This window comes from Georgenia daeguensis, assembly GCF_039537705.1.
GTDB lineage: Bacteria > Actinomycetota > Actinomycetes > Actinomycetales > Actinomycetaceae > Georgenia > Georgenia daeguensis.
In genome coordinates, this window is sequence record NZ_BAABBA010000026.1 from 1 (window position 1) to 22,342 (window position 22,342).

Annotated in this window: 13 protein-coding genes; 3 read left to right on the forward strand and 10 right to left on the reverse strand. The window is 74.8% G+C overall.

All coding sequences use genetic code 11. The features are described from left to right. Positions 1 to 91 precede the first annotated feature (91 nt). From mfd to ABD774_RS18520, 6 genes are all read right to left on the reverse strand, one after another. A complete protein-coding gene (gene mfd, locus ABD774_RS18495) occupies positions 92 to 3,775 on the reverse strand; it encodes a transcription-repair coupling factor (protein ID WP_345044517.1) in 3,684 nt (1,227 codons plus the stop codon). A 227-nt stretch (positions 3,776 to 4,002) separates the two neighbouring features. Continuing rightward, positions 4,003 to 4,560: a DUF2231 domain-containing protein gene (locus tag ABD774_RS18500; RefSeq protein WP_345044520.1), complete on the reverse strand. Its 558-nt coding sequence runs from the start codon at positions 4,558 to 4,560 to the stop codon at positions 4,003 to 4,005. A gap of 64 nt (positions 4,561 to 4,624) precedes the next feature. Continuing rightward, entirely contained in the window at positions 4,625 to 6,709 is a 2,085-nt protein-coding gene (locus tag ABD774_RS18505) for an ABC transporter ATP-binding protein (RefSeq protein WP_345044523.1), read from the reverse strand. Positions 6,710 to 6,817: 108 nt separating this feature from the next. Further along, complete coding sequence (locus ABD774_RS18510) at positions 6,818 to 9,397, reverse strand: LamG-like jellyroll fold domain-containing protein (protein WP_345044525.1); 2,580 nt, start codon at positions 9,395 to 9,397, stop codon at positions 6,818 to 6,820. 258 nt (positions 9,398 to 9,655) lie between these two features. Next, entirely contained in the window at positions 9,656 to 10,249 is a 594-nt protein-coding gene (gene pth, locus ABD774_RS18515; protein WP_345044528.1) for an aminoacyl-tRNA hydrolase, read from the reverse strand. Between the two features lie 104 nt (positions 10,250 to 10,353). Beyond that, complete coding sequence (locus ABD774_RS18520; RefSeq protein WP_345044531.1) at positions 10,354 to 10,998, reverse strand: 50S ribosomal protein L25/general stress protein Ctc; 645 nt, start codon at positions 10,996 to 10,998, stop codon at positions 10,354 to 10,356. Between the two features lie 461 nt (positions 10,999 to 11,459). Here ABD774_RS18520 and ABD774_RS18525 point away from each other — a divergent pair, with 461 nt between their 5' ends. Both ABD774_RS18525 and ABD774_RS18530 read left to right on the forward strand, forming a co-directional pair. Beyond that, a complete protein-coding gene (locus ABD774_RS18525) occupies positions 11,460 to 12,773 on the forward strand; it encodes a nucleotide sugar dehydrogenase (protein WP_345044533.1) in 1,314 nt (437 codons plus the stop codon). A gap of 89 nt (positions 12,774 to 12,862) precedes the next feature. Next, on the forward strand, positions 12,863 to 14,155 hold the full coding sequence (locus ABD774_RS18530; RefSeq protein ID WP_345044536.1) for a glycosyltransferase family 4 protein: 1,293 nt from the start codon (positions 12,863 to 12,865) through the stop codon (positions 14,153 to 14,155). Between the two features lie 4 nt (positions 14,156 to 14,159). Here ABD774_RS18530 and ABD774_RS18535 read toward each other — a convergent pair whose 3' ends face one another. Together ABD774_RS18535 and ABD774_RS18540 are read right to left on the reverse strand one after the other, a co-directional pair. Further along, positions 14,160 to 16,004, reverse strand: a complete 1,845-nt coding sequence (locus tag ABD774_RS18535) for a methyltransferase domain-containing protein (protein ID WP_345044539.1) — start codon at positions 16,002 to 16,004, stop codon at positions 14,160 to 14,162. An 89-nt stretch (positions 16,005 to 16,093) separates the two neighbouring features. Further along, on the reverse strand, positions 16,094 to 17,017 hold the full coding sequence (locus tag ABD774_RS18540) for a right-handed parallel beta-helix repeat-containing protein (protein ID WP_345044541.1): 924 nt from the start codon (positions 17,015 to 17,017) through the stop codon (positions 16,094 to 16,096). Positions 17,018 to 17,174: 157 nt separating this feature from the next. Between ABD774_RS18540 and ABD774_RS18545 the strand changes: the two genes are divergently transcribed. Then, complete coding sequence (locus ABD774_RS18545) at positions 17,175 to 18,038, forward strand: glycosyltransferase family 2 protein (protein WP_345044543.1); 864 nt, start codon at positions 17,175 to 17,177, stop codon at positions 18,036 to 18,038. Between the two features lie 12 nt (positions 18,039 to 18,050). Here ABD774_RS18545 and ABD774_RS18550 read toward each other — a convergent pair whose 3' ends face one another. Together ABD774_RS18550 and ABD774_RS18555 are read right to left on the reverse strand one after the other, a co-directional pair. After that, on the reverse strand, positions 18,051 to 19,910 hold the full coding sequence (locus tag ABD774_RS18550) for a glycosyltransferase family 2 protein (protein ID WP_345044546.1): 1,860 nt from the start codon (positions 19,908 to 19,910) through the stop codon (positions 18,051 to 18,053). Beyond that, positions 19,907 to 22,183, reverse strand: a complete 2,277-nt coding sequence (locus tag ABD774_RS18555; RefSeq protein ID WP_345044549.1) for a BUD32 family EKC/KEOPS complex subunit — start codon at positions 22,181 to 22,183, stop codon at positions 19,907 to 19,909. The genes ABD774_RS18550 and ABD774_RS18555 overlap by 4 nt, the downstream gene beginning before the upstream one ends. Positions 22,184 to 22,342: the final 159 nt, after the last annotated feature.

A 22,342-nucleotide genomic window follows, 5' to 3' on the forward strand; every position in this document is an offset into this window, starting at 1 on the left:
GGCGGCGGGGCGGCGGGCGGCGGGGCGGCGAGCGGCGGGCGGGACGGCGGGACGGCGGCGGCGGGCCCGTGCGTACGGGCCCGCCGGGCCGCTACGCCGTCGTCCCCACCTTGGCCGCGGCGGCGACCGACGCCTTGAGGACCGACTCGATGAGCTCGTCCACCCACTCCAGCAGGGCGGCGTCACGCAGCGGCCGCCCGCCGAGCTTCGCCGTCATCGGGAACGGCACGAGGATCGCGCGCACCGCCGGCTTGAGCACGGTGCCCGGGTAGAGCCGCTTGAGGCGCAGCTCGGCCGACTCCGGCAGCTCCACCGGCGCAAACCGCATGTACTTCCCCTGCGCGGTGATGTCGGCGAGCCCCACCGCGCGGGCCTTCTCCCGCAGCGCGGAGACGGCGAACAGCCGCTCGACCGGCTCGGGCACGGGCCCGTAGCGGTCGACCAGCTCCTCGCGCACCGCCTGGATCGACGCCTCGTCCCCGGCCGCCGCGATCTTGGCGTAGGCCTCGAGCCGCAGGCGCTCGTGGGCGATGTAGTCGTGCGGGACGTGGGCGTCGATCGGCAGCTCGACCTTGACGTCCGCCTTCTCGGTCTCCTTCTCGCCGCGGTACTCCGCGACGGCGTCGGAGACCATGCGCACGTACAGGTCGAAGCCCACCCCGGCGATGTGCCCGGACTGCTCCCCGCCGAGGAGGTTGCCGGCGCCGCGGATCTCGAGGTCCTTCATGGCCACCTGGATGCCCGCGCCGAGGTCGGTGTGGGCGGCGATGGTGGCGAGCCGGTCGTGCGCGGTCTCGGTCAGCGGCTTCTCGGGCGGGTAGAAGAAGTACGCGTAGGCACGCTCCCGGCCGCGGCCCACGCGCCCGCGCAGCTGGTGGAGCTGGGACAGGCCCAGCTGGTCGGCGCGCTCGACCACGAGGGTGTTGGCGTTGGAGATGTCCAGGCCAGTCTCGACGATCGTGGTGCAGACCAGGACGTCGAACTCCTTGTTCCAGAAGTCCTGGATGACCTTCTCGAGCTGGTGCTCGCCCATCTTGCCGTGGGCGACGGCGATGCGGGCCTCCGGCACGAGCTCGGCCAGGCGGGCCGCGGCCTTGTTGATGGAGGAGACGCGGTTGTGCACGTAGAAGACCTGCCCCTCGCGCAGCAGCTCCCGGCGGATCGACGCGGCGACCTGCTTCTCCTCGAACGCGCCCACGAAGGTCAGCACCGGGTGCCGCTCCTCCGGCGGGGTGGCGAGCGTGGACATCTCCCGGATGCCGGTGATCGCCATCTCCAGGGTGCGCGGGATCGGGGTGGCGGACATCGCGAGGACGTCCACGTTGGTGCGCAGCTGCTTGAGCGTCTCCTTGTGCTCGACGCCGAAGCGCTGCTCCTCGTCGACGATCACCAGGCCGAGGTCCTTGAACCGCACCTCCCCGGTGAGGAGGCGGTGGGTGCCGATGACGACGTCGATCTTCCCCGACCGCACGCCCTCCTTGACCTCGGCGGCCTCGGCGTCGGACTGGAAGCGTGAGAGCGCCCGGACGGTGACCGGGAAGCCGGCGTAGCGCTCGGAGAAGGTGTCGAGGTGCTGCTGGACGAGCAGGGTCGTCGGCACGAGGACGGCCACCTGCTTGCCGTCCTGGACCGCCTTGAACGCCGCGCGCACGGCGATCTCGGTCTTGCCGTAGCCCACGTCACCGCTGATGAGGCGGTCCATCGGGTACGGCTTCTCCATGTCCGCCTTGACCTCCTCGATCGTGACCACCTGGTCGGGGGTCTCGATGTAGGGGAAGGCGTCCTCGAGCTCGCGCTGCCAGGGGGTGTCCGGGGCGAACGCGTGGCCCTTGGTGGACATGCGCGCCGCGTAGAGCCGGATGAGCTCGGCGGCGATCTTCTTGACGGCCTTCTTGGCCGAGGCCTTGGTCTTCGCCCAGTCCGACCCGCCCATCTTGCTCAGGGCGGGCGCCTCCCCGCCGGTGTACTTGGTGACCTGGTCGAGGGAGTCGGTGGGGACGAACAGCCGGTCCCCCGGCTGGCCGCGCTTGGACGAGGCGTACTCGATGACGAGGTACTCGCGGGTGGTGGCGTCCGCGCCGGCCCCGACCGTGCGCTGGACCAGCTCGACGAACCGTCCGACGCCGTGCTGCTCGTGGACCACGTGGTCCCCGGCCCGCAGCGCGAGGGGGTCGACGACGTTGCGTCGCTTGGACGGCATGCGCCGCATGTCCCGCGTGGACGTGCCCGCGCGGCCGGTGATGTCGGCCTCGGCGACGAGGGCGAGCTTGAGCCCGGGCGCGACGAAGCTGCGCCCCGACGCGGCGGTGGTCACCAGCACCACCGACGCGGGCGGCTCCTCGGCGACGTCCTCGACGAGCCGGGCGGGGACGTCGGCGGCGGCCAGCTGCTCGCTCAGGCGCCGGGCTGGCCCGGGGCCCTCCGTGGTCAGGACGAGGTGCCAGCCCTGGTGGACGAGGTCGGCGAGGTCCTTGAGCGCGCGCTCGACGTCGCCGTTGTACCGCTCGACGTCGCGGGCGCCGACGGCGAGCGCGCCGCCGGCCCCGGGACGGTCGCCGTCGGCATCGGCGGAGCCCGTGCCGGTGGAGCCCGCCACGGCGGGAGCTGCGGCGTCGTCCCCTCCCCCGCCGGCCGGGCCGGCCAGCTCCGGGGCGGCGAGCTCGGCGTCGGTGGGCAGCGCGGAGAAGGACCACCAGCCGAGCCCGCGGGTCAGCGCGAGCGCGCGTGCCTCGGCCAGCTCGGCGAAGGAGGCGGCGCGCAGGTCGAGCGGGGTCTTGCCGCCCTGGGCGGCGGAGGCCCAGGCCGCGGCGAGGAACTCCTCGGTGGTGGCGACGAGGTCGTGGGCGCGGCGGCGGACCCGCTCGGGATCGGACAGGACGACCAGCGAGCGGTCGGGGACGAGGTCGAGCAGCGGCTGCATGCCCTCGACGAGCACCGGCGAGAGCGACTCCATGCCCTCCACCGCGATGCCGTGGCTCAGCCGTTCGAGCATGTCGGCGGCGCCGGGGAGGTCCTGGACCAGGGCGGCCGCGCGCGCGCGGACCTTCTCGTCCAGCAGCAGCTCGCGGCACGGCGGCGCCCACAGGCCGTGCTCGGCGACCTCGAGCGAGCGCTGGTCGGCGACGGCGAACCAGCGGATCTCCTCGACCTCGTCGCCCCAGAACTCCAGGCGCATCGGGTGGTCCTCGGTGGGCGGGAAGACGTCGAGGATCCCGCCGCGCACGGCGAACTCCCCGCGCCGCTCGACCATGTCCACGCGCGTGTACGCGGCGGCGGCCAGGTCGGCGGCGACCTGCTCGAGGTCGGCCTCCTGCCCGACCGCGAGCGAGACGGGCTCGAGCTCGCCGAGACCCTTGACGACCGGCTGCAGCAGGGCGCGCACGGGCACCACGAGGACCTTGATCTCGCCGGACTGCCCGCCCGCGTCGGTCGGGTGCGCGAGACGGCGCAGCACCGCGAGCCGCCGGGCGACGGTGTCGCTGCGCGGCGAGAGGCGCTCGTGCGGGAGCGTCTCCCAGGCGGGGAAGACGGCGACGTCGTCGTCGGCGAGGAAGTGGCGCAGGGAGGCGGCCGCCTCGTCGGCCTCCCGGCCCGTGGCCGTGACGACGACGAGCGGGCGGTCCTGGGCGGTCAGCTCGGCGGCGAGCGGGGCACGCACGCCGAGGGGGACGTTGACGTGCACCAGGGGTGCCAGGACGGGTTCGCCGGCGAGCCTGACGGCGTCGGCGATCGCCGGGTCGTGGCGCAGCAGCGGGAGGAGTCCGGTGAGCTTCATGGGTCCTTCGCGAGGGACGACGGCGGAGGGCACGCTGCGCCGTCGTCACCCGGCGGGGCCGGGCGCCGGCTCGGGCCGGACGGCACGGACCGACGGGGCGGGCAGCACGCGAGCCCCGCATCCGGCAGGAGGCGGGGTCCACGGGCAGTCTACGGGCCGGTGGCCGCCGCCGCCGCGGGGGGACGTGGGCGGCGGCGGCCTCGACGCGCCGTTGCGGCGCGGCCGGGTCAGCGGACCTGCGCCGCCGCGACGTCGCCCCACACCGAGCGGGCGCCGCTCTCCCCCACCCGGTAGACCTGGAGGAGCGCCGCCAGGGCGGCGAGGGCCGCGAGGACGGCGAGCACCGTGACCAGCGCCCGGCCGGGTCGGGCGGGCGCCGCGTCGGCCCGGAACCCGGGGGCGTCCGGCGCACGGAGGCCCCGGGCCGCGGCGCCGGGCCCGCGGGAGAGCGAGGCTCGTGCCGGTGCCCGCGCGCGGGCGTCGGCGAGCACGAGCAGCCACACGAGGACCGCAAGGGGCAGCGCGAACCACAGGAGCTGGCCGCCGAGGGTCGCGTGGTCACCCGCCGGCTGGCCCACCCGGCCCGCGAGCGCCTCGCCGCTGCGCGTGGCCACCGGCACCAGCGCTGTCGACGCCGTCGCCAGGAGCGCCACGGGCACGCCGAACCGCCGCCACGCGGGCACCACCGCGAGGGCCAGGGTCCCCGCCGCCGCGAGCGGGAGGAGCACGACGACCGCGTGAACGACAAGCGGGTGCAGCGGCAGCCCGGCGATGAGGTCGAACATGTCTGGCTCCTTCGTCCGTCGTCGTGACAGAGATACGGCGGAACCGGCGTCGGGGATTGCGCCCTCAGACGCCCTGCTGGGCGAACTGCGTCTCGTAGAGCTCGGCGTAGAGCCCGCGGACGGCGAGGAGCTCGGCGTGCGTGCCCTGCTCCACCACCCGGCCGCCGTCGACGACGGCGATCGAGTCGGCCTTGCGCACGGTGGAGAGGCGGTGCGCGATGACGATGGAGGTCCGCCCCTCCATGGCCGTGTCGAGGGCGAGCTGGACGGCTGCCTCGGACTCGGAGTCCAGGTGCGCCGTCGCCTCGTCGAGCACGACGACGCGGGGCGAGCGCAGCAGCAGGCGCGCGATCGCGACACGCTGCTTCTCGCCGCCGGAGAGGCGGTGCCCGCGGTCGCCGACCACGGTCTCGAGCCCGTCCGGCAGCCGGCGCACCAGCGGCTCGACGTGCGCTGCCCGCAGGGCGGCGAAGAGCTCGTCGTCCGTGGCGTCCGGCTTGGCGTAGAGCAGGTTCGCGCGCACGGTGTCGTGGAAGAGGTGGGCGTCCTGCGTCACCACGCCGACGGCGGCGTGGAGGCTCGCCTGCCGGACCCGCCGCACGTCGACGCCGCCGACGCGGACGGTGCCGGACGTGGGGTCGTAGAGCCGCGCCACCATGGTCGACAGGGTCGTCTTGCCGGCGCCGGACGGCCCGACGAGCGCCAGCATCGAGCCCGGCTCGACCCGCAGCGAGATGCCCTTGAGCACCTCCTCGTCCGGGCTGCGCAGGGCCGGCGCCGCCCGGCCGTCGGCCGCCGCGTCCTGCCCGTCGACCTCCGCCTGACCGCGGCTGCCCACCTGCCCGTCGACGTCCGCCTGACCGCGGCCCTCCACCCGACCGTCGCCCTCCCCCTGACCGTCGGCGTTCACCCGGCCACCGGCGTCCACGCGGCCGCCGGCCCGGCCCGCGGGCTCCGCCTGCTTCGCGGGAGGCAGGCCCTCGAGGGAGGCCAGCGAGACGCGCTCCGGCCGGGGGTAGGAGAAGCGGACGTCGTCGAGCTCCACCGAGAGCGGGCCGCCGGGCAGGTCGACGGCGTCGGGGGCGTCGGTGATGAGGGGCCGCAGGTCGAGCACCTCGAAGACGCGCTCGAAGCTGACCAGCGCGCTCATGACGTCCACCTGGACGTTGCTCAGGCCGGTGACCGGCCCGTAGAGCCGGCCGAGCAGGCCGGCGAACGCGACGAGCGTCCCGACCGTGACCGTCCCGTCGATGGCCAGCACACCGCCCACCCCGTAGACCAGCGCGGTGGCGAGCGAGGCCATGGCCCCGAGCGCCGCGAAGAAGACGCGGCTGCTCATCGCCGTGCGGATGCCGATGTCCCGCACGGCGGCGGCCTTCTGCGCGAACTCGGCGTCCTCGCGCGCGGGGGTGCCGAAGAGCTTGACGAGCAGCGCGCCGCCCACGTTGAACCGCTCGGTCATCCGGTTTCCCAGCTCGGCGTTGAGCTCCATGCCCCGCCGGTTCAGCCCCGCGAGGCGCCGCCCCACGCGGCGGGCGGGCAGCAGCAGGAACGGCACCACGAGGAGCGCCAGGACGGTGATCTGCCAGGACAGCGCGAGCATCGTGGCCAGGACGACAACGACCGAGATGACGTTCGAGACCACGCCCGACAGCGTGGAGGTGAAGGCCCGCTGGGCGCCGATGACGTCGGAGTTCAGGCGCGTGACGAGCGAGCCCGTCTGGCTGCGGGTGAAGAAGGCGATGGACTGCTGCTGGACGTGGGAGAAGACGTCGGTGCGAAGGTCGTAGATCAGGCCCTCGCCGATGCGGGTGGAGAACCACCGCTGGACCAGCGCCAGCACCGCCTCACCGACCGCGACCAGCGCCACCAGGGAGGCGAGCACCACGACGAGCCTGCGGTCCCCGGCGGCCACGCCGTCGTCGATGATCCGCTGCAGCAGCAACGGGGTCGCCACCACGAGCAGGGCGCCGGCGACCACGAGGAGGAGGAACCAGAAGATCTGGTACCGGTACGGCCGGGCGTAGTCGAGGACCCGCCGGGTGGTGCCCGGCGTGAGGCGGTGGTCCTTCACGGAGGAGTCCTGCCGGAGCGAGCGCCCGTACCCGCCGGGCCCGCCCATCCCCCCGTGCATCCCGCCCATCGACATGGCACCGATCCTCGCACCTGCGCGTGGGCCGCCGCTCCACCGCGTCGGACCGGACGACGGCGACGCGGGTCAGCGACGTCGCGTCACGACTGCTCCGCGTCCCGCGGGTCAGCGTCCCGCCAGCCCGCCGATCTCCTGCGCGGTCAACGCCCGGTCGTACACCCGGACCTCGTCCAGCCCGCCGCGGAACTTGCGGTACCCGCCCGGCTCGGCGCCGATGCCCAGCGCGAGCCCGTTCGTCGCCACCGCGGACGGTCCCGCCACCGACCCCTGGAGGACCCCGTCGACGTAGAACCGCATCGTCGTCCCGTCATACGTCCCGGCCAGGTGCACCCAGGTGCCCAGCGGGTGGACCGATGTGGCGTTGACGCGGTACCGGTCGTCCGAGGTCGCCTCGTTCACGCGGAAGAACCCCCGCCCCGTGCTCGACAGGGACAGCTCGAAACCGTCTCGGGTCCCGTTCGTCGCCTTCTTCACCACGTACTGGGTCGCCAGCACCTGCGGACGCACCCACGCCGCCACCGTCATCGGGCCGGAGAGGTCCAGCGATGCAGAGTCCGGGACTCGCACGTACCCGCCCGTCCCGTCCAGCACGAGGCCCGAGCCCGCCCGTCCCGGCCCCCAGGCGACCGAGCCCTGCACCGTACCGTGGTTGCCCCACCCTGAGGAGTCGCCGACGGTGGTGCCCGCACCCTCCTCCATCAGCCACTGGCCGCGCACCCCGGTGGGCGCGGGCGCCGGTGCCGTGATCGTCACGCTCATGGTCCCCGGCTCCGACCACAGCGCCCCGTCCCGGACCCGGAACGTGAAGGAGTCCTGCCCCAGCGCTCCGGCCGCCGGCACGTACCGGAACGCCCCGGTCGCGGCATCCGTCAGGGTCACCGTGCCCAGCCGCGGCGCGGTCACCACCTCGAACACCAGCGGCCCGCCTGAGCTCGACACGACCCTGAGCGTCCCCGAGACGGCCGTGTCCTGTGTCGTGCTCACCGACCCGTCCGCCACCACCGGCGCGCTCGGCTCGGGGTCGGGCTCCGGCGTCGGGCCGGTCCCGATCAGCGTGGAGTACGCCTCGTCCACCGAGGACGCCATGATCATGCGGGCGCCGGCGACGTTCTCCTTCGTCCCGGTGACGTTGTTGAAGTTGCCGTCCATCGCCGTCGTGGGCGAGTCCGAGAACACCAGGTCACGGGTGGAGGCGGTCTTCATGAGGATGTCGTCGAAGTTGGTGCTCTCGGTGTAGATCACCCGCAGGGTCCCGGCGGTCTCGTCGAGCTGCACGATGCCGCGGGTGCCGATGTTGTCGACCTCGCGGAGGTTGTCCCACGACCCGCTCGGTCGGCGCACGAGCAGGCCGATCACGGGCCGGTCCGAGCGGTTGTAGGACGTCTTGACGGCGGCGTACAGCGTCCCGTCCGAGGCCACGGCGACGTTGAGGTGGTCGTCGGCCATCCCGCCGCCGACGTTGAGCGCCGACTGGCTGGCGGGCACCTCGTCGCTGCCCCACGTCGACGGGCTCGCGCCGTCGGTGTGGGTACGGAACCCGAACCGGCGGGTGGACTGGTTGGACCACAGCACGCCGATCTTCCCGCCCGGCATGGCGGTGACCACGGCGATGTCGTCCTCGGTGATGTTGGACGCCAGCACGGTCCTGGAGGAGAAGGACCGGTAGGGCGCGTCGGCGTAGCGCACCTCGACGCTGGTCGCGCTGTCCGAGGCGAGCCACATCCGCCCCGTCGAGTCGATGTCGATGGTGGCGGTCTCGCTGCCGGAGAGCGAGACGGGGGTGGCGGTCGGTCGGGCCGCCCACGGCTGGTACGTCCGCGTGCCGGGGACGTACTCGACGGAGACGAGGACCGGCGAGGGCCCGTGCAGGAGGATGTGCGTGACGTTCCCGACGCGCTTGGTGTCGGCCCGTAGGGTCGCGTCGGCGCTGAGGCGAAGCACGTTGGTCCAGCGGCCGCCGTCGTAGCGCCAGAGCCAGGTGCCGGCCGGGGACACGTCCGTCGACGCGAGCACCGCCCACCAGGTGCCGTCGTGACGCCACAGCTTGGACTGGGGCTTCTCGCCCGTGTTCACGGAGACCGGGACGCCGTCGTCGACCGCGAGCGCCGTCGCGGTCGGGCCGGGGAGGATGGCCCCGGGGTCGCTCGTCCGGTCGCTGCCACTGTCCGGTGCGCCGCCGCGCCCTTGCGAGGCGGCGGCGCCCTGGCCGGACCAGGCGAGGGTGACGAGCCCCGGCCCGTGCCTGGTCTCGACCTCGATCAGGTATGACGTGCCGGCCTTCGCCGGGAGTGTGAGCTCAGAGGTGACCACGCTGCCCGCGTCGTCGTTGGTGCGGACCTCTCTCAGTGCCCCGGCCGTACCGGTGCTGACGGTGAGAACCGTGTCCAGCTCGCTGCCGTGGGTGTGGAGGCGGTAGGTGCCGGTGGACGGCGCGGTCCAGCGCCACCACAGGCTGGTGGCGACCACGTCAGGTGCCTCGGGGCCTGCCGTCGGGGAGAAGTTGGGCGCGACGACGGTGCCGGACGCCCCGGAAATCTCCGCCGGCGACGTGACGTCCGAGCCGGGGACGGCACCGGCCGCATCGGGGGCTGCTGCCACGCCGCCGGGCGCCACCTCCGCCGTCGGCGCCTCCCCGGCACCGGCCGGCTGGACGATGCCCAGGGCGAGGGCGAGCGCCGCCACCACGACCGCACCGAACCTCCCGGCGCTCCTCTGCGCCCGAGCTCCACGCCGCCTCCCGGCACCGACCATGGCCCTGAACCTCTCGCTCGACCGCACGACCGGTCCACGCCGGCGCGCTCCGCAGGAGGCGGACGGGCAGGGCGGGACCTGGTCCGAAGTTTCGGGGCGGCAGGGAGCCCCGTGCGGGTCGTCGGCGGGGTGAAGCCGGGCTCGGGCCCGGGGTGAGCCACGGGTGACGCGGGGCACGGCGCCCCGGCGTGGTCAGACGGCCGTGTGCAGCCGCAGCTGCGCCTTCTCCAGGCCCAGGGTCACGACCTCCTCCACCGCGTCGGCCGCCTCCTCCAGGGTCACGGCGAGGTCCGCCCGCTCGGCGGAGGCGAAGTCGCGCAGCACGTAGTCGGCGGCGTCCATCCGCCCGGGGGGACGGCCGATGCCCACGCGCAGCCGCACGTAGTTCCTGGTCCCGAGCGCCTGGCTGATCGAGCGCAGCCCGTTGTGGCCGCCCTCTCCCCCGCCGAGCTTGAGGCGCAGCGTGTCGGGCGGCAGGTCCAGCTCGTCGTGCACGACGAGCAGGTTCGCGGGGTCGACGTCGTAGAACTTCACCAGTGCGCCGACCGGGCCGCCGGAGACGTTCATGAACGAGGCGGGCTTGGCCAGGATGACCCGCGGCCCCGGGGCCCCGCCGGGCAGCATGCCCAGCCGGCCGTCGAGGACCGCCGCGCGCGCCTTGTGGCTGGTGAAGGAGCCGCTCATCCGGGCGGCCAGCACGTCGAGCACCATGTGGCCGACGTTGTGCCGGTTGCCGGCGTACTGCGGACCGGGGTTGCCCAGCCCGACGACGAGCCACGGACTCATGCTGCTCCTTCTGCTTCACTTCCGGCCCATGATCGCACCGGGCCCCGACATGCGCGTCGCGCCCAGGCCACGGGGGCCTGGGCGCGACGGGGTGCTGCGGGAGGTCAGGCCTCCTCGGACTCCTCGGCCGGGGCGGAGCCGCCCTCGGCACCGGCGGCGGCACCGGCCTCGGCGGCCGCCTCGTCCGCCTCGATGTCCTCGGCGGAGGCGCGCGGGACCGAGATCACGACGACGACGGACTCGGCGTCGTCCTCGATGGAGGCGTCGGCCGGGCGCGGGATGTCGGCGACGCGCACGATCGAGCCGTCCTCCAGCCCGTCGATCGTGATGGTGACGACCTCGGGGATGCGCGTGGCCGGGACCGTGACCGTGAGGGTCTGGAGCTCGATCTGGTGGATGGTGCCGGGGGCCGACTCGCCCTCGACGTGGACGGGCACCTCGACGGTGACCTTCTCGCCGGCGCGGACGATGACCAGGTCCAGGTGCTCGATGTGGCGCTTGACCGGGTCGCGCTGGATGTCCTTGACGAGAGCGGTCTGCTCCTTGCCCTCGATGTCGAGGGTCACCAGCGCGTTCGCGTGGTTCTTCACCGCGAGGAACGTGTCGTGCGAGGGCAGCGCGAGGTGCTGCGGCTCGGCGCCGTGCCCGTACAGGACGGCGGGGATCAGGCCGGCGCGGCGGGTGCGGCGGGCAGCACCCTTGCCGAACTCGGTGCGCGGGGTTGCGGTCAGCTTGGCGGTGTCGGCCACGGGGTTCTCCTTGGGGGACTGTGCTTCTCAGTGGGCGGTGGGCCTCAGCGTGGGACGTCGTACGGACGGCGCGACTGGGCACCACCGCGTCGATCACGGAAACCGGGGGCCTCGCACGCGTCGGACACGTGCGCCACCCTTGCCGGACCCACCAGGGCCCGTCCGGCGTCCCTCGCCGAGGCAACCTGGACATCTTAGCCACAACTCCGGCCCGGCGACAGCGCGGGTGCCCCCCGCCGACGCCGGCGCACGTCGCGCACCGCCCCCTCCCAGCGCGGTGCGGACCCCCCTCACTCCCCTCGCACGGGCCCTCACCCCGGGGGCCACCCCTGGCGTTCACCTCGTGTTCGCCTGCCGCCCGCCTCCGTCGACCGACGCCTGACGGGTCTGATGAACGCCACGGGTACAGGTCACCACCGAGGAGGCCCGGCAGCAGCCGGGTACCAGGGGGAGAGAACGCCATGAGAGTCGCAATCGTCGGTCTCGGCTATGTCGGCACGGTCACGGCCGCCTGCCTCGCCGAGAGCGGTCACACGGTCGTCGGTGTGGACGTCAGCACCATCAAGGTCGAGCAGATCAACAGCGGCGTCAGCCCGGTCAGCGAGCTCGGGCTGAGCGAGCTCGTCGAGAACAACGTCGACCGCGGCAGGCTCCGCGCCACCACCGACGGCCCGGGGACGGTGGCGTCCTCGGACGTCGTTCTCGTCACGGTCGGCACGCCGTCGGGCCGCAACGGCGACGTCCACCTCGACGACGTGTTCAAGGTCATCGGCAACATCGGTGCCGCGATCGCCGACGACGACACCTGGCGCCTCGTCCTCATCACCTCGACCGTCCCGCCCGGCACGGTCGAGCGCGACCTCGTGCCGCTGCTCGAGCGGACCTCCGGCAAGCGCGCCGGGCACGACTTCGGGGTGGCGTTCTCCCCCGAGTTCCTGCGGGAGGGCACCGCGGTCGCCGACTTCCTCTCGCCGCCCAAGACGGTCATCGGGGCCGACGACGAGCGCTCGGCGAAGGTGGCGGCGTCCCTGTACCGGCCGTTCGCCGGCGAGGTCACCCGGACGTCGATCGCCGTCGCCGAGATGGTGAAGTTCTCCGACAACGCCTGGCACGCGCTCAAGGTCGCCTTCGCCAACGAGATCGGGCGCGTCGCGGAGGCCCACGGGGTCGACAGCCACGCGGTCATGTCGATCTTCAAGTCCGACACCCGGCTGAACATCTCCAGCCGCTACCTCACCCCCGGTTTCGCCTTCGGCGGCTCGTGCCTGCCCAAGGACCTGCGCACGCTCACCTACCGCGCCCGCCGCAACGGGGCCAGCGTGCCCGTCCTCGAGTCGATCCTGCCGAGCAACCGGGCGCACCTCGACCTCGCGCTGGGAAAGATCGAGGCGGTCGGTGCCAAGCGGGTGGCCATCCTGGGGCTCGCCTTCAAGGCAGGCACCGACGACCTGCGGGAGAGCCCCTCGCTCGAGCTCGCCGAGCGCCTGCTCGGCAAGGGCTACGACGTGCGGATCCACGACGAGCACGTCAACCTCCGCAAGCTCATCGGCGCGAACCGGGCCTACGTGCTGAGCGTCCTGCCCCACATCGCTGAGCACCTCGACGACGACTTCGGCCGGGTGACCGGCGAGGCCGACGTGATCGTGGTGACGCAGAACAACCCCGCCTACTCGCGGGTGGCGGACGAGTCCCGGGCCGAGCAGACCGTGCTGGACCTGTGCGGCGTCGCCCGGCCGCACAACGGGGCGACCAACTACGTGGGGCTGACGTGGTGAGCCCGCGCCACCGCGTGGCGGCGCCGGGGCTGTTCCGGTCCCGCCGGAGGCCGCGGGACGCCGGACGCCGCCCGCGTGTGCTGATCCTCGTGGAGAACCTGGCGGTGCCGTTCGACAAGCGGGTGTGGCAGGAGGCGCGCACGCTGCGTGACGCCGGCTACGACGTCAACGTGATCTGCCCGCGCTCGAGCCAGCACCCGCAGGCCCACGAGGTGCTCGAGGGCGTGAACATCTACCGGTACGCGAGCCCCTTCGAGGCTCGGCGCGCGGCGGGGTACCTGCTCGAGTACCCGCTCGCGCTGGCCGCGCAGCTCGCCCTCGCGCTCAAGGTGCACCGGGCGGGGCGCCTGGACGTCATCCAGGCGTGCAACCCGCCGGACCTGCTGTTCCTCGTGGCTCAGCCCTTCCGGCTGCTCTCCGGCACCCGGTTCGTCTTCGACCACCACGACGCGTGCCCCGAACTCATGATGGCCAAGGGCCGGCACCGGGGCAGCCTGCTGGTCCGGCTCATGGAGCGCCTCGAGCGGTGGACGTTCGCGACGGCCGACGTGTCGATCGCCACCAACGAGAGCTACCGGCGGATCGCGGTCGAGCGCGGCGGCATGGCGCCCGAGGACGTCTTCGTGGTGCGGTCGGCCCCGACCGTCAGCCGGTTCGCCCACGCCCGCGAGGACCCGGCGGTGCGCCGCGGCAAGCGCCACCTCGTCGCCTACGTCGGCGTGATGGGGATCCAGGAGGGAATCGACTACCTCCTCGACGCCGCCGACCTCCTGGTCAACCGGCGGGGACGGCGGGACATCCAGTTCTCGCTGGCCGGCTCGGGCCCGGAGTTCACCCGCCTCGTGGCCCGGGCGGAGGAGCTCGGCCTGCAGGAGAACGTGACGTTCCTGGGGCGCATCAGCGACGAGGAGCTCGCCACCCTCCTGGCCACGGCGGACGTGTGCGTCAACCCCGACGAGGCCAACGAGATGAACGACATCTCGACGATGAACAAGATCATGGAGTACATGGCGCTCGGCAAGGCGGTCGTGCAGTTCGACCTCACCGAGGGCCGGGTCTCCGCCGGGGACGCGAGCGTGTACGCCCGGCCCAACGACGCCGCCTCCCTGGCGGACTGCATCGCGGAGCTGCTCGACTCCCCCTGGCGGCGCGCGCGCATGGGCGAGACCGGCCGGGCCCGCTTCATGACCCGCCTCTCGTGGGAGCACTCCGTCCCCCACCTGCTCGCCGCGTACGACCGGGTCCTGGGCCGTGCCCCCGCGGCCGTCCGTGCCCCGGTCACGGTGCCGGTGGCGACCCCGTTGCGCGCCGCCCGGCGGCGCCCGCAGCCCGTGCACCACCGGCGCCCGCTGGCGGGGGTCGTCGAGGAGCGGAGCGCCTGATCGCCTACCGCTCCTGCGGCTGGGCGAGCCGCGCCGCGAGGGCCTCGCCCGTCCGCCGGAGCGGCGGGAGGGTCCAGGGGCGGTACCGAGGGCGCGGCTGCCCGTAGGTCATGGCGCGGTCGAGGAAGACGACGGCGGCCGCCTCGAGGGGGCGGAGATCGCCGAGCAGCGCGCGGGCGCGCTCCGCGGTGCGGCCGCCCATGGTGCCGTCGACGAACGCGAGCAGCGCCTCGGCGAACGTCGCACGGTGCGCGGCCCGGAACTCCTCGGCCGCGGCGAACACGCCGTCCAGCAGCAGCGGGTTGTTCGTCTCGAACCGGTTCCAGTCGACGAGCTGCGGCCCGCCCGTGGCCGGCAGCAGGACGTTGCCCGCGTGGAGGTCGCCGTGGGTGGCCCCGACCGGGACCCTGGCGTCGGCGCACGTGGCCAGCACGTGGTCGCGCACGGCGTGAGCGTGGGCGCCGGCGGCGTCGGCCTGCCCTCGCGGGGACACGAGCCGCGCCCAGAACGCCGTCTCGCGCAGGAGCGCCATCTCGCCGCCACCGACCTCGCCAAGGACTCCCTGCAGCGCCGCCCGTGCGGCGTGCAGGTCCGAGGACCCGCGGGACCTCACCAGCGGGTACACGGCGTACGGGACCGCTCCCCAGTGCTCCACGCGCGCGCCCTCCAGGGTGAAGGCCCCGAGCGCCGTGCCGGCCGCCTCGTGCGTCTTGCGCACCTCCGCGACGACCTGCTCCTGCTGCTCCGCGGAGAGCGGCACCTTGACGAAGTCCCGCGACCCCAGCACGGCCACCCGCGCGTCGCTCAGCGCCATCGTCACCGGGGCGGGCTGCTCGCTCGTGCCCGCCAGCACCTCACCGAGGGTCCGCGGCGTGGCGCCGTCGTGCGCCGTGCGGGCGAGCACGTAGTAGTCCCGCGCCAGCCAGCGGGCCCCTCCCGCGGCCGCCGCCGCCCGCACCGCACGTCGCCTCAGGGACGACGGCGGAAGCTGCGCCCGCAGGTGCTCCCTCAGGCGCTCCTGGGGCACCATCCACCGCCACGCATCCCGGCGGGGCAGGGCTGCGATCACCCGCGCCGGGCGCAGCCCCGCCGCGCGCAGGGGCCCGTCGTCCCACGGCGACCGGAGGGCGGCCCGGACCTCCCGGGCGCCCGCCCGCCGGCGGCCGGCGGGACGGATCTCACCGGGCAGGTCCGACAGGCGGTTGTGCGTGCCGACCACCGCGACGCCGTCGTCGCCCAGCACGCGGCGCACCTCCGCCAGCACGCGGGAGAGGACCGCGTCCGCGTCCGCACGGTTCCCGAGGAGCCGGCGGATCTCTGCGGTGTCGACGAAGACGGCGTCGAAGGTCCTGTCGGGCCACGGCAGCGCGCGGCCGAGGTCCAGGTGCACCGCGCGGCCCGCGGGTGCGTCGTTCAGGAGCGTCTCGAGACGCAGGCGCGCGTAGACCCAGTCGGCGCTCGTCACCTCCGCGCCGAAGGTGCTCAGGGCCCGCGCGAGGGTGCTCCACCCGGTGCCGAGGTCGAGCACGGCCGCGCCGGGCGTGAGCGGCACCAGCGTCGCGGCGGCCCCGCCGGCCGGGTGGAGGAGACGGCGCCGGACGTCGCCCGGCCACGGCTGGTCGCCGTCGACCATCTGCTCGACGAGGGCGTCCGCGCTGGTGGCGCGCAGCGCGGCCGCCCGCACCTGCTCGGGGACGTCTTCCCAGGGCTCGTCCCCCTCGGCGAGACGCAGGATCCCCACCTCGTCGCCCCACCGGCGCCCGCACGCCGGGCACGCAGGATCCCGGGCCGCCGGGCTCCACGGGGCGCCGCACCGGCAGCGCAGCTCGGGCGCTTCCTTGTGGGCCATGGCGGCCCACAGTACCCAGGACGCCCGCGGGCCCGGACCGGATCGGAGCCGCCTCGACGCCCTCGGCGCTCGGCCGTGGTGCCCGGCCCTCAGCCCCGCACCGGCCGCCAGCTGCCCACCTCGACGTTGGAGTCGTCCCAGACCACGTTCGGCCCCAGGTTCGCGGAGGCGCCGTAGCGGCTGTCGCCCTGGAAGGCGTTGTCGCGGAACTCGCACGCCGCACCGTCCGTCCCGCTGCCGCCGCCGTTGACGGTGTAGTTGCCGCCGTTCATCAGGTTGCCCTCGACGAGGCAGCCGGACACCGGCCCGGAGTCCTCGCCGAACATGAAGGCGGCGTTGCCGAAGTTGCCGGTCTCCGGGTTGTACGCCTGCAGGTTGTTGCCACGGATGACGATGTTCTCGCCCTTCATGACCTGGATGACGTCGGTGTGGTTGTCGCCCCGCTGGACGACGTCGTGGATGTAGGAGTCCTCGATCGTGACGTCGTCGCCGGCGATCCGCGGCCCCTCGGCGACGTTGTAGATCCGCACCCGGCGCAGCGTGTAGTCGTTGAAGGCGACGGCCGGGTTGGCCCGGCCCTGCCCGTCGATCTCGCTGTCCTCCATGAGGAAGTTCTCGCCCTCCACGCGGATCGCGATCTTGCCCGAGGTCATCACCACGCGAGAGTTGCGGATGACGACGTCGTCGGCCTCCACGACCACGTTGCCGAAGATCTCGAGGCCGTCGATCACCGTCCCGTCCTCCGTGATCTTGAGCTTCTCGCTCCTCTCCAGGCGCGTGCCCGCGGGCACGCCGGTGCTCGTCTCGTCGGGGAAGTCGCTCACCTGCGGGGGCGGGGGCGTCGGGGACGGCGTCGGCGACGGCGCGCCGGACGTGGGCGGTTCCGTGGGCGTCGGTCCGGGGGCCTCGTCGGAGCACCCGGCGACCAGGGAGAGGACGGCCGCGAGGACGGCCAGGAGGGTCACCCACGCGCGCGGTCGTCTGCGGGGCGGGACGCTCGACGGTGCGGACATGAGGCTCCACTCGGACGTTGTTCCTGATCGCCCAGCGTAGGGTCGGGCGGCGCGTCCTGACCTGGGTTCGGGCGCTCCCCGACCGGCCGGCTGCGCCGGTCACCTCCGGGCCGTGGATCGCCTGTCCGCGCCGTCCCGCGTGGCTACCCTTCGGAGGATGAGCCACACCGTCGTGAGCGTCGTGATCCCCGCGCTCAACGCCGCCGGGACGCTCCCGGCGCAGCTGGAGGCGCTCGCCCGCCAGGACGTCGACGTGCCCTGGGAGGTCGTCGTCATCGACAACGGCTCGACGGACGGCACGCTCGACGTCTGCCGCTCCTTCGAGGGCCGGGTGCCCGGGCTGCGCGCGATCTCCTGCGCCCGCCCCGGGACCAGCGCGGCCCGCAACGCGGGGGCGGCGTCGTCGTCGTCCGAGCTCCTCCTCTTCTGCGACGCGGACGACGAGGTGGCGCCGGGCTGGGTGAGCGCGATGGTGGCCGCCCTGCGCACCTCCGACGCCGTGGGCGGCGCGATCGAGAACGACAAGCTCACCACCGTCCGGACGCCCTACATGCCGCGGCACCCGGACCACCTGCCGGTGGTGGCCGGCTTCCTGCCGCGGGCGATCACCGCGAACCTGGGCGTGCGCCGCGAGGTCTTCGACGACGTCGGCGGGTTCGCCGCGGACTACGACTACGGCGGGCCGGACACGGAGTTCTGCTGGCGGCTCCAGCTGGCCGGCCACCGGCTGACGTACGCGCCGGACGCGGTGGTGCACTACCGCCACCGGCACACCCTGCGCTCGGTCGCCGTCAAGGCCTTCCGCACCGGGATCTCGCGCGGGCGGCTCTACCGCGACTACGGCCCCCGCGGGATGCCGCGGCCCCGGCTGGCGGGCGTGGCCGCGCGCTGGGCCGGGCTCCTCCTCTCCGCGCCCGCCGCCGCGGTGTCCCCGGCCCGCCGCTGGCGCTGGGTCGAGCAGGCGGCCGGCGCGGCCGGCCGGGTGCGGGGCAGCTGGCGCTTCCGGGTGCTGTACCTCTGAGCGCAGGCCCGGCTAGGGACGCTCTCCCGCGCGCCAGCCGCGGCGCCACTGCGCCCGACGGCGCCAGGCGTCCCGCCACGCGTCCACCCCCATGGCCGGACGTCCGCCGGGTCGGCGCAGCCCGGCGGCGAGAGCCCGCAGCCCGGTGCCGACCACGAGCAGCTCGCCGGCGACCCGGCCCCACGGCGCCGGCAGGTTCTTGCGGTACGTCGTCACGCGCCCGCGCAGCACCAGCGGCAGCCGGTTGGACCCGGCCGACGACGCCCCGACCCGGTGGCGGAATCGGGCCTCCGGGCACACGCGCGGCGACCAGCCCGCGCGGCGGGCGCGCAGGCTCAGGTCGGCGTCCTCGCCGTAGAGGAAGAAGTCGCGATCGAAGCCGCCCAGGGCGTCCCACGCGCGCCGCTCCACCAGCATCAGCCCGCCGCTGACCACGCCGACCTCGCGGGCCTCGCCACGCCACCGGTCCGAGGACTCGGGGTCGAGCAGCCGCGAGCCGGGGAAGGCGCTCGAGAGGCCGGTGGCGAAGCAGACGGCGGACCACAGCGTCGGCCTGCCGAACCAGGACCGCGGGTCCGTGCCGCCCCCGTCGGTCACCGAACGGCCGCCGACGATGCCCGCCTCCGGGTGCCGCTCCGCGCAGGCGAGCAGCGCCTCGACGGCGCCGGCGTCGACGACGGCGTCGGGGTTGACGAAGAGCAGCCGGGCGGCGTCCGAGCGGGCGGCGCCGGCGTGGCAGCCGCCGGCAAACCCGTCGTTGACGTCCCGCAGCACGAGCTCGAGACGGTCGGACACGCCGTCCACCGCCGCTGCGAGATCGTCGCCGGAGCCGTTGTCGACCACGATGATGCGCGCTCCCGGGACGCGGGCCAGCGCGGCGTCCACGGCCTCGAGGCACTCGCGCACGTAGCCCGCGCTGCGGTAGGTCAGCACCACGACGTCGACCGGGGCCGTGGTCCCGGCGGCCCCGCCGGCGCGCACCGCGGGGCGTGACGCGGCCGGTGCCGAGGGGCCCGCGGCACCGCCGCGCCGGTCGTCACGGCCCCAGGCGACCGTGCCGCGGCGGACCGCGATGCCCGCGGAGACCTTGGCGACTGCGGTCACCGCGCTGAAGGTGAGGAGGGCGGGCAGGAGCGCGGGACGGGCCAGGACCGCACGGCCGAGCCCCGCGAACCGCTCGGAGCGGGCGGCGTCGTGCGCCGGGCCGTCCACCAGCTGGTTGGCGGCGTAGACGCGGCGGCGCACCGTGAGCACCTCGCGCAGCCGGCCGGGCGGGCGGACCACGACCGGTTCCGGCACGATCACCGCCTCCTCGCGGCGCACCCGGGTGGTGGCGAAGCGGTCGTCCGCGATGCCGTCCGGGAAGGTGCCGAACGCGGCCCGCGCCTCCCGGCCGAGCGTGTAGGCGCCCCGGCCGGCGAGCTGCTCCTGCACCCAGGGCAGGGAGGCCCACCCCTCGTAGTACGCGCGGGCCACCGGGCCGGCGGACGCGGTGTCGAGCACCCGGCGCGGCACCGCCACGGCCGCCCCGTCCCGGACGGCCGCGATCATGGCCCGGGCGGTCACCGTCGGGCAGCGGACGTCGGCGTCGAGGTAGATGCGCGGGAAGCCGGTGGCGATCTCCTCCGCGGCGCGGATGGCGGCGACCTTCGAGGGCTCCGCCAGGGAGAGCACGGTGACGTCGTGCCCGAGCGCGGCCGCCGCCTCCCGGGCGCGGTCCGCCGTGGCGTCCGTGCACCCGTTGCAGGCGACGACGACGTCGAGCTCGCCCGGGCGCGCGTCGGCGAGCAGGGCGCGGAGCCCGTCCGCGATGACCGACTCCTCGTTGTGCGCCGGGACGATCACCGCCGGCGCCGGCGGCCGGCCGTTCATCGGGCGCCGCCGACGAGGCTGGGGACGCGGCTGCGCGCCCAGGCCCGGTACGCCGTGGCCGCGCTGCGCCGGCCCCCGCGGGCCGCCCGGCGCCCGGCGCGCCCGACCCGGCGGACGGGCTCGCTGGAGCCGGTCACCACCCGGGTCAGCCGGAACGCGGTCCGTCGCAGGTGCTGCACCCAGGCGGGGTCGTGGAGCAGGGACTCCATCGACAGGCCGACGTACGGGCGCCAGCGCAGGTCGTAGGAGAGGTCGTCGACGAAAGGCAGGTCGCCGTCGAAGTCGTCCGGGACCCCCACGAAGCCGTACAGGTGCTCAAACTCCGGCGGCTCGCCGTCGTAGCGGTGGAGGAACTCCAGGTCGATGAGCCGCAGCCCGTCGGGGCCGAGGAGGAAGTTCTGCGGCTTGGCGTCGATGAGGTCGTACCCCTGGGCGTGGACCCGCCGCAGGACGTCGACCATCCCGCGCGCGGCCCGGAGCGGGACCAGCCGGCCGCCCGGCCGGTCCGCGATGCGCAGCCGGTCCGGGTGGAAGCTCGTGAGCAACCAGTTCGGCCCGGTCCCGAGCAGGTCGGGGACGGGCACGTCGGGGGCGAGCTCGCGGAGCCCGCGCAGCTCGCGCTCCAGGTGCGCCCGGGCCGGGCGGGCGAACGTCTTGCGGACGGCGAGGCGGCCGTCGTGCTCGACGACCTCCACCTTGGCGCGGCGGCCGCGGCTCAGCACGGCGACGACCGGGACGTCCGTGGCGTACTCCTCACGCCGGCGGCGGACCTCCGCCCCCAGCGACTCCGCCTCGTCCGGAACCGCCAGCTCGACGTACTCCCACGCCTCCGGCTCGTTGTCGGAGGAGTGCACGGGGTTGAAGCGCTCGCCCTCGGGCAGCCGGGCGGCGACGAGGTCGCGGATGCGCGTCTTCGCCAGGTAGATGTCGGTGTTGGACAGCCACGGGTACCGCTCCCGCAGCGCGGCGCCCGGCCGCCGGGGCCCGTGGTGCAGCGTGACGACGGCGACGGCGGGGCCGCCTCCCGAGCGCGGGAACGGGCCGCGGCTCCAGTTCCCGCCGCGCATCGCCTCGGCGCACCGCCGGCGCGCGACGTCGTCGAGCGCGCGCTCGAGCACGATCTCGAAGCCGAGGGTGCCCACCACCCGGCGGACGTCCTCCATGGCCAGGACGTCCAGGGTCCGTTCGCGCACGAGGAACACCGCCGGCTCCGGGACCTCGGCGTCGTCCAGGTCGGGCGGACGGATCCACGGGTTGGTCGCGGCCAGGCGGCGCAGCGTGTCGGGCGGCGGCTGCCAGCCCACGGCCGCGAGGTGCTCGTCGACGCCCTCGAGGGTCAGCTCCAGCGGCACGCCCAGGCGGCCGGCGAGGTCGCCGAGCACCGCGGTGTAGTCGTGCTCGGGGTCCGGCTCCCGCCACGACGAGGCGCGTGAGGCCAGGCCCGAGCTCGGGCCCTTGTGGTAGACGGCGTGGTAGGCGAGCGAGTGCAGGTGGTCGAGCGGTGCGGGCACCCGGCACCCGCTCCGGTGCACGACCGCCCGGTCCAGGAGCTGGCGAGCGAGCGCGGGCGGGTAGTACGACATGCCGTGGTAGTCGGTGCCGGTCTGGCCGGACTCGCTGTACAGATCCACCGGGATGGTCCCCGGCTCCTCGTCGAGGAGGGCCTCCACAGTGGCGAGGTCCTCGTCCGCGACCAGCAGGTCCAGGTCCTCCCCCGGCTCCAGCTCCGGCAGGGTCTCGAACCACCGCAGCGCGGCGTACCGCACCCCGTGCTCCTGGAGGCGCTCGACGAGCCCCGTCACGCCCCAGTACGGGGAGAGGTAGCGGCGCGCCCGGCGCCGCCGGGTGCCGGCGAGCTCGAGGACGTCGAACTCCCGCCCGCCGCACGTGTACCGGCCCCGCGGGGTGGCGCGGCCACGCAGCCGCGGCAGCAGCTCCGCCATCCGTGTCTCGAGGGCGCGGAGACCGCCGCGGCGCTCCACGGCGACGAGCCGGGCGTGGCTCAGGTCCCGGAAGGTCCAGAGATAGGGCGCGAGCTCGGCGCGCAGGATGACCGCGTCCGCGCTGCTCCGGGCCACGAGGGTGGGCTCCAGGGCGACGAAGCGGCCCGCGAGCGCCCCGGCCCCGGCCCGGACGGCGTCGAGCCTCGGCGGGGGGACGAGCCCGAGGTACCGCTCCCGGCCCGCGGCCGCCAGCGCAGCGGCGATCTCGGAGCCGTCGGCTCCGACGTCGATGACCCGGCTGCCGGGCTCCAGCAGTGTGGCGAGCTCCACGAGACGCACTGTAGGGCGCGCTCTGCGCGCGGTGTCCGGATTCACCGGTCGGTTTCCGGCGACGACGCCACCCACCGGAGGACCACCCGGACCGCCGTGCGCCGACCGCTGCGAAAGCGGCCGCATTCGCCTCCGCCGGAACTTCGCCGCGGCTAGCGT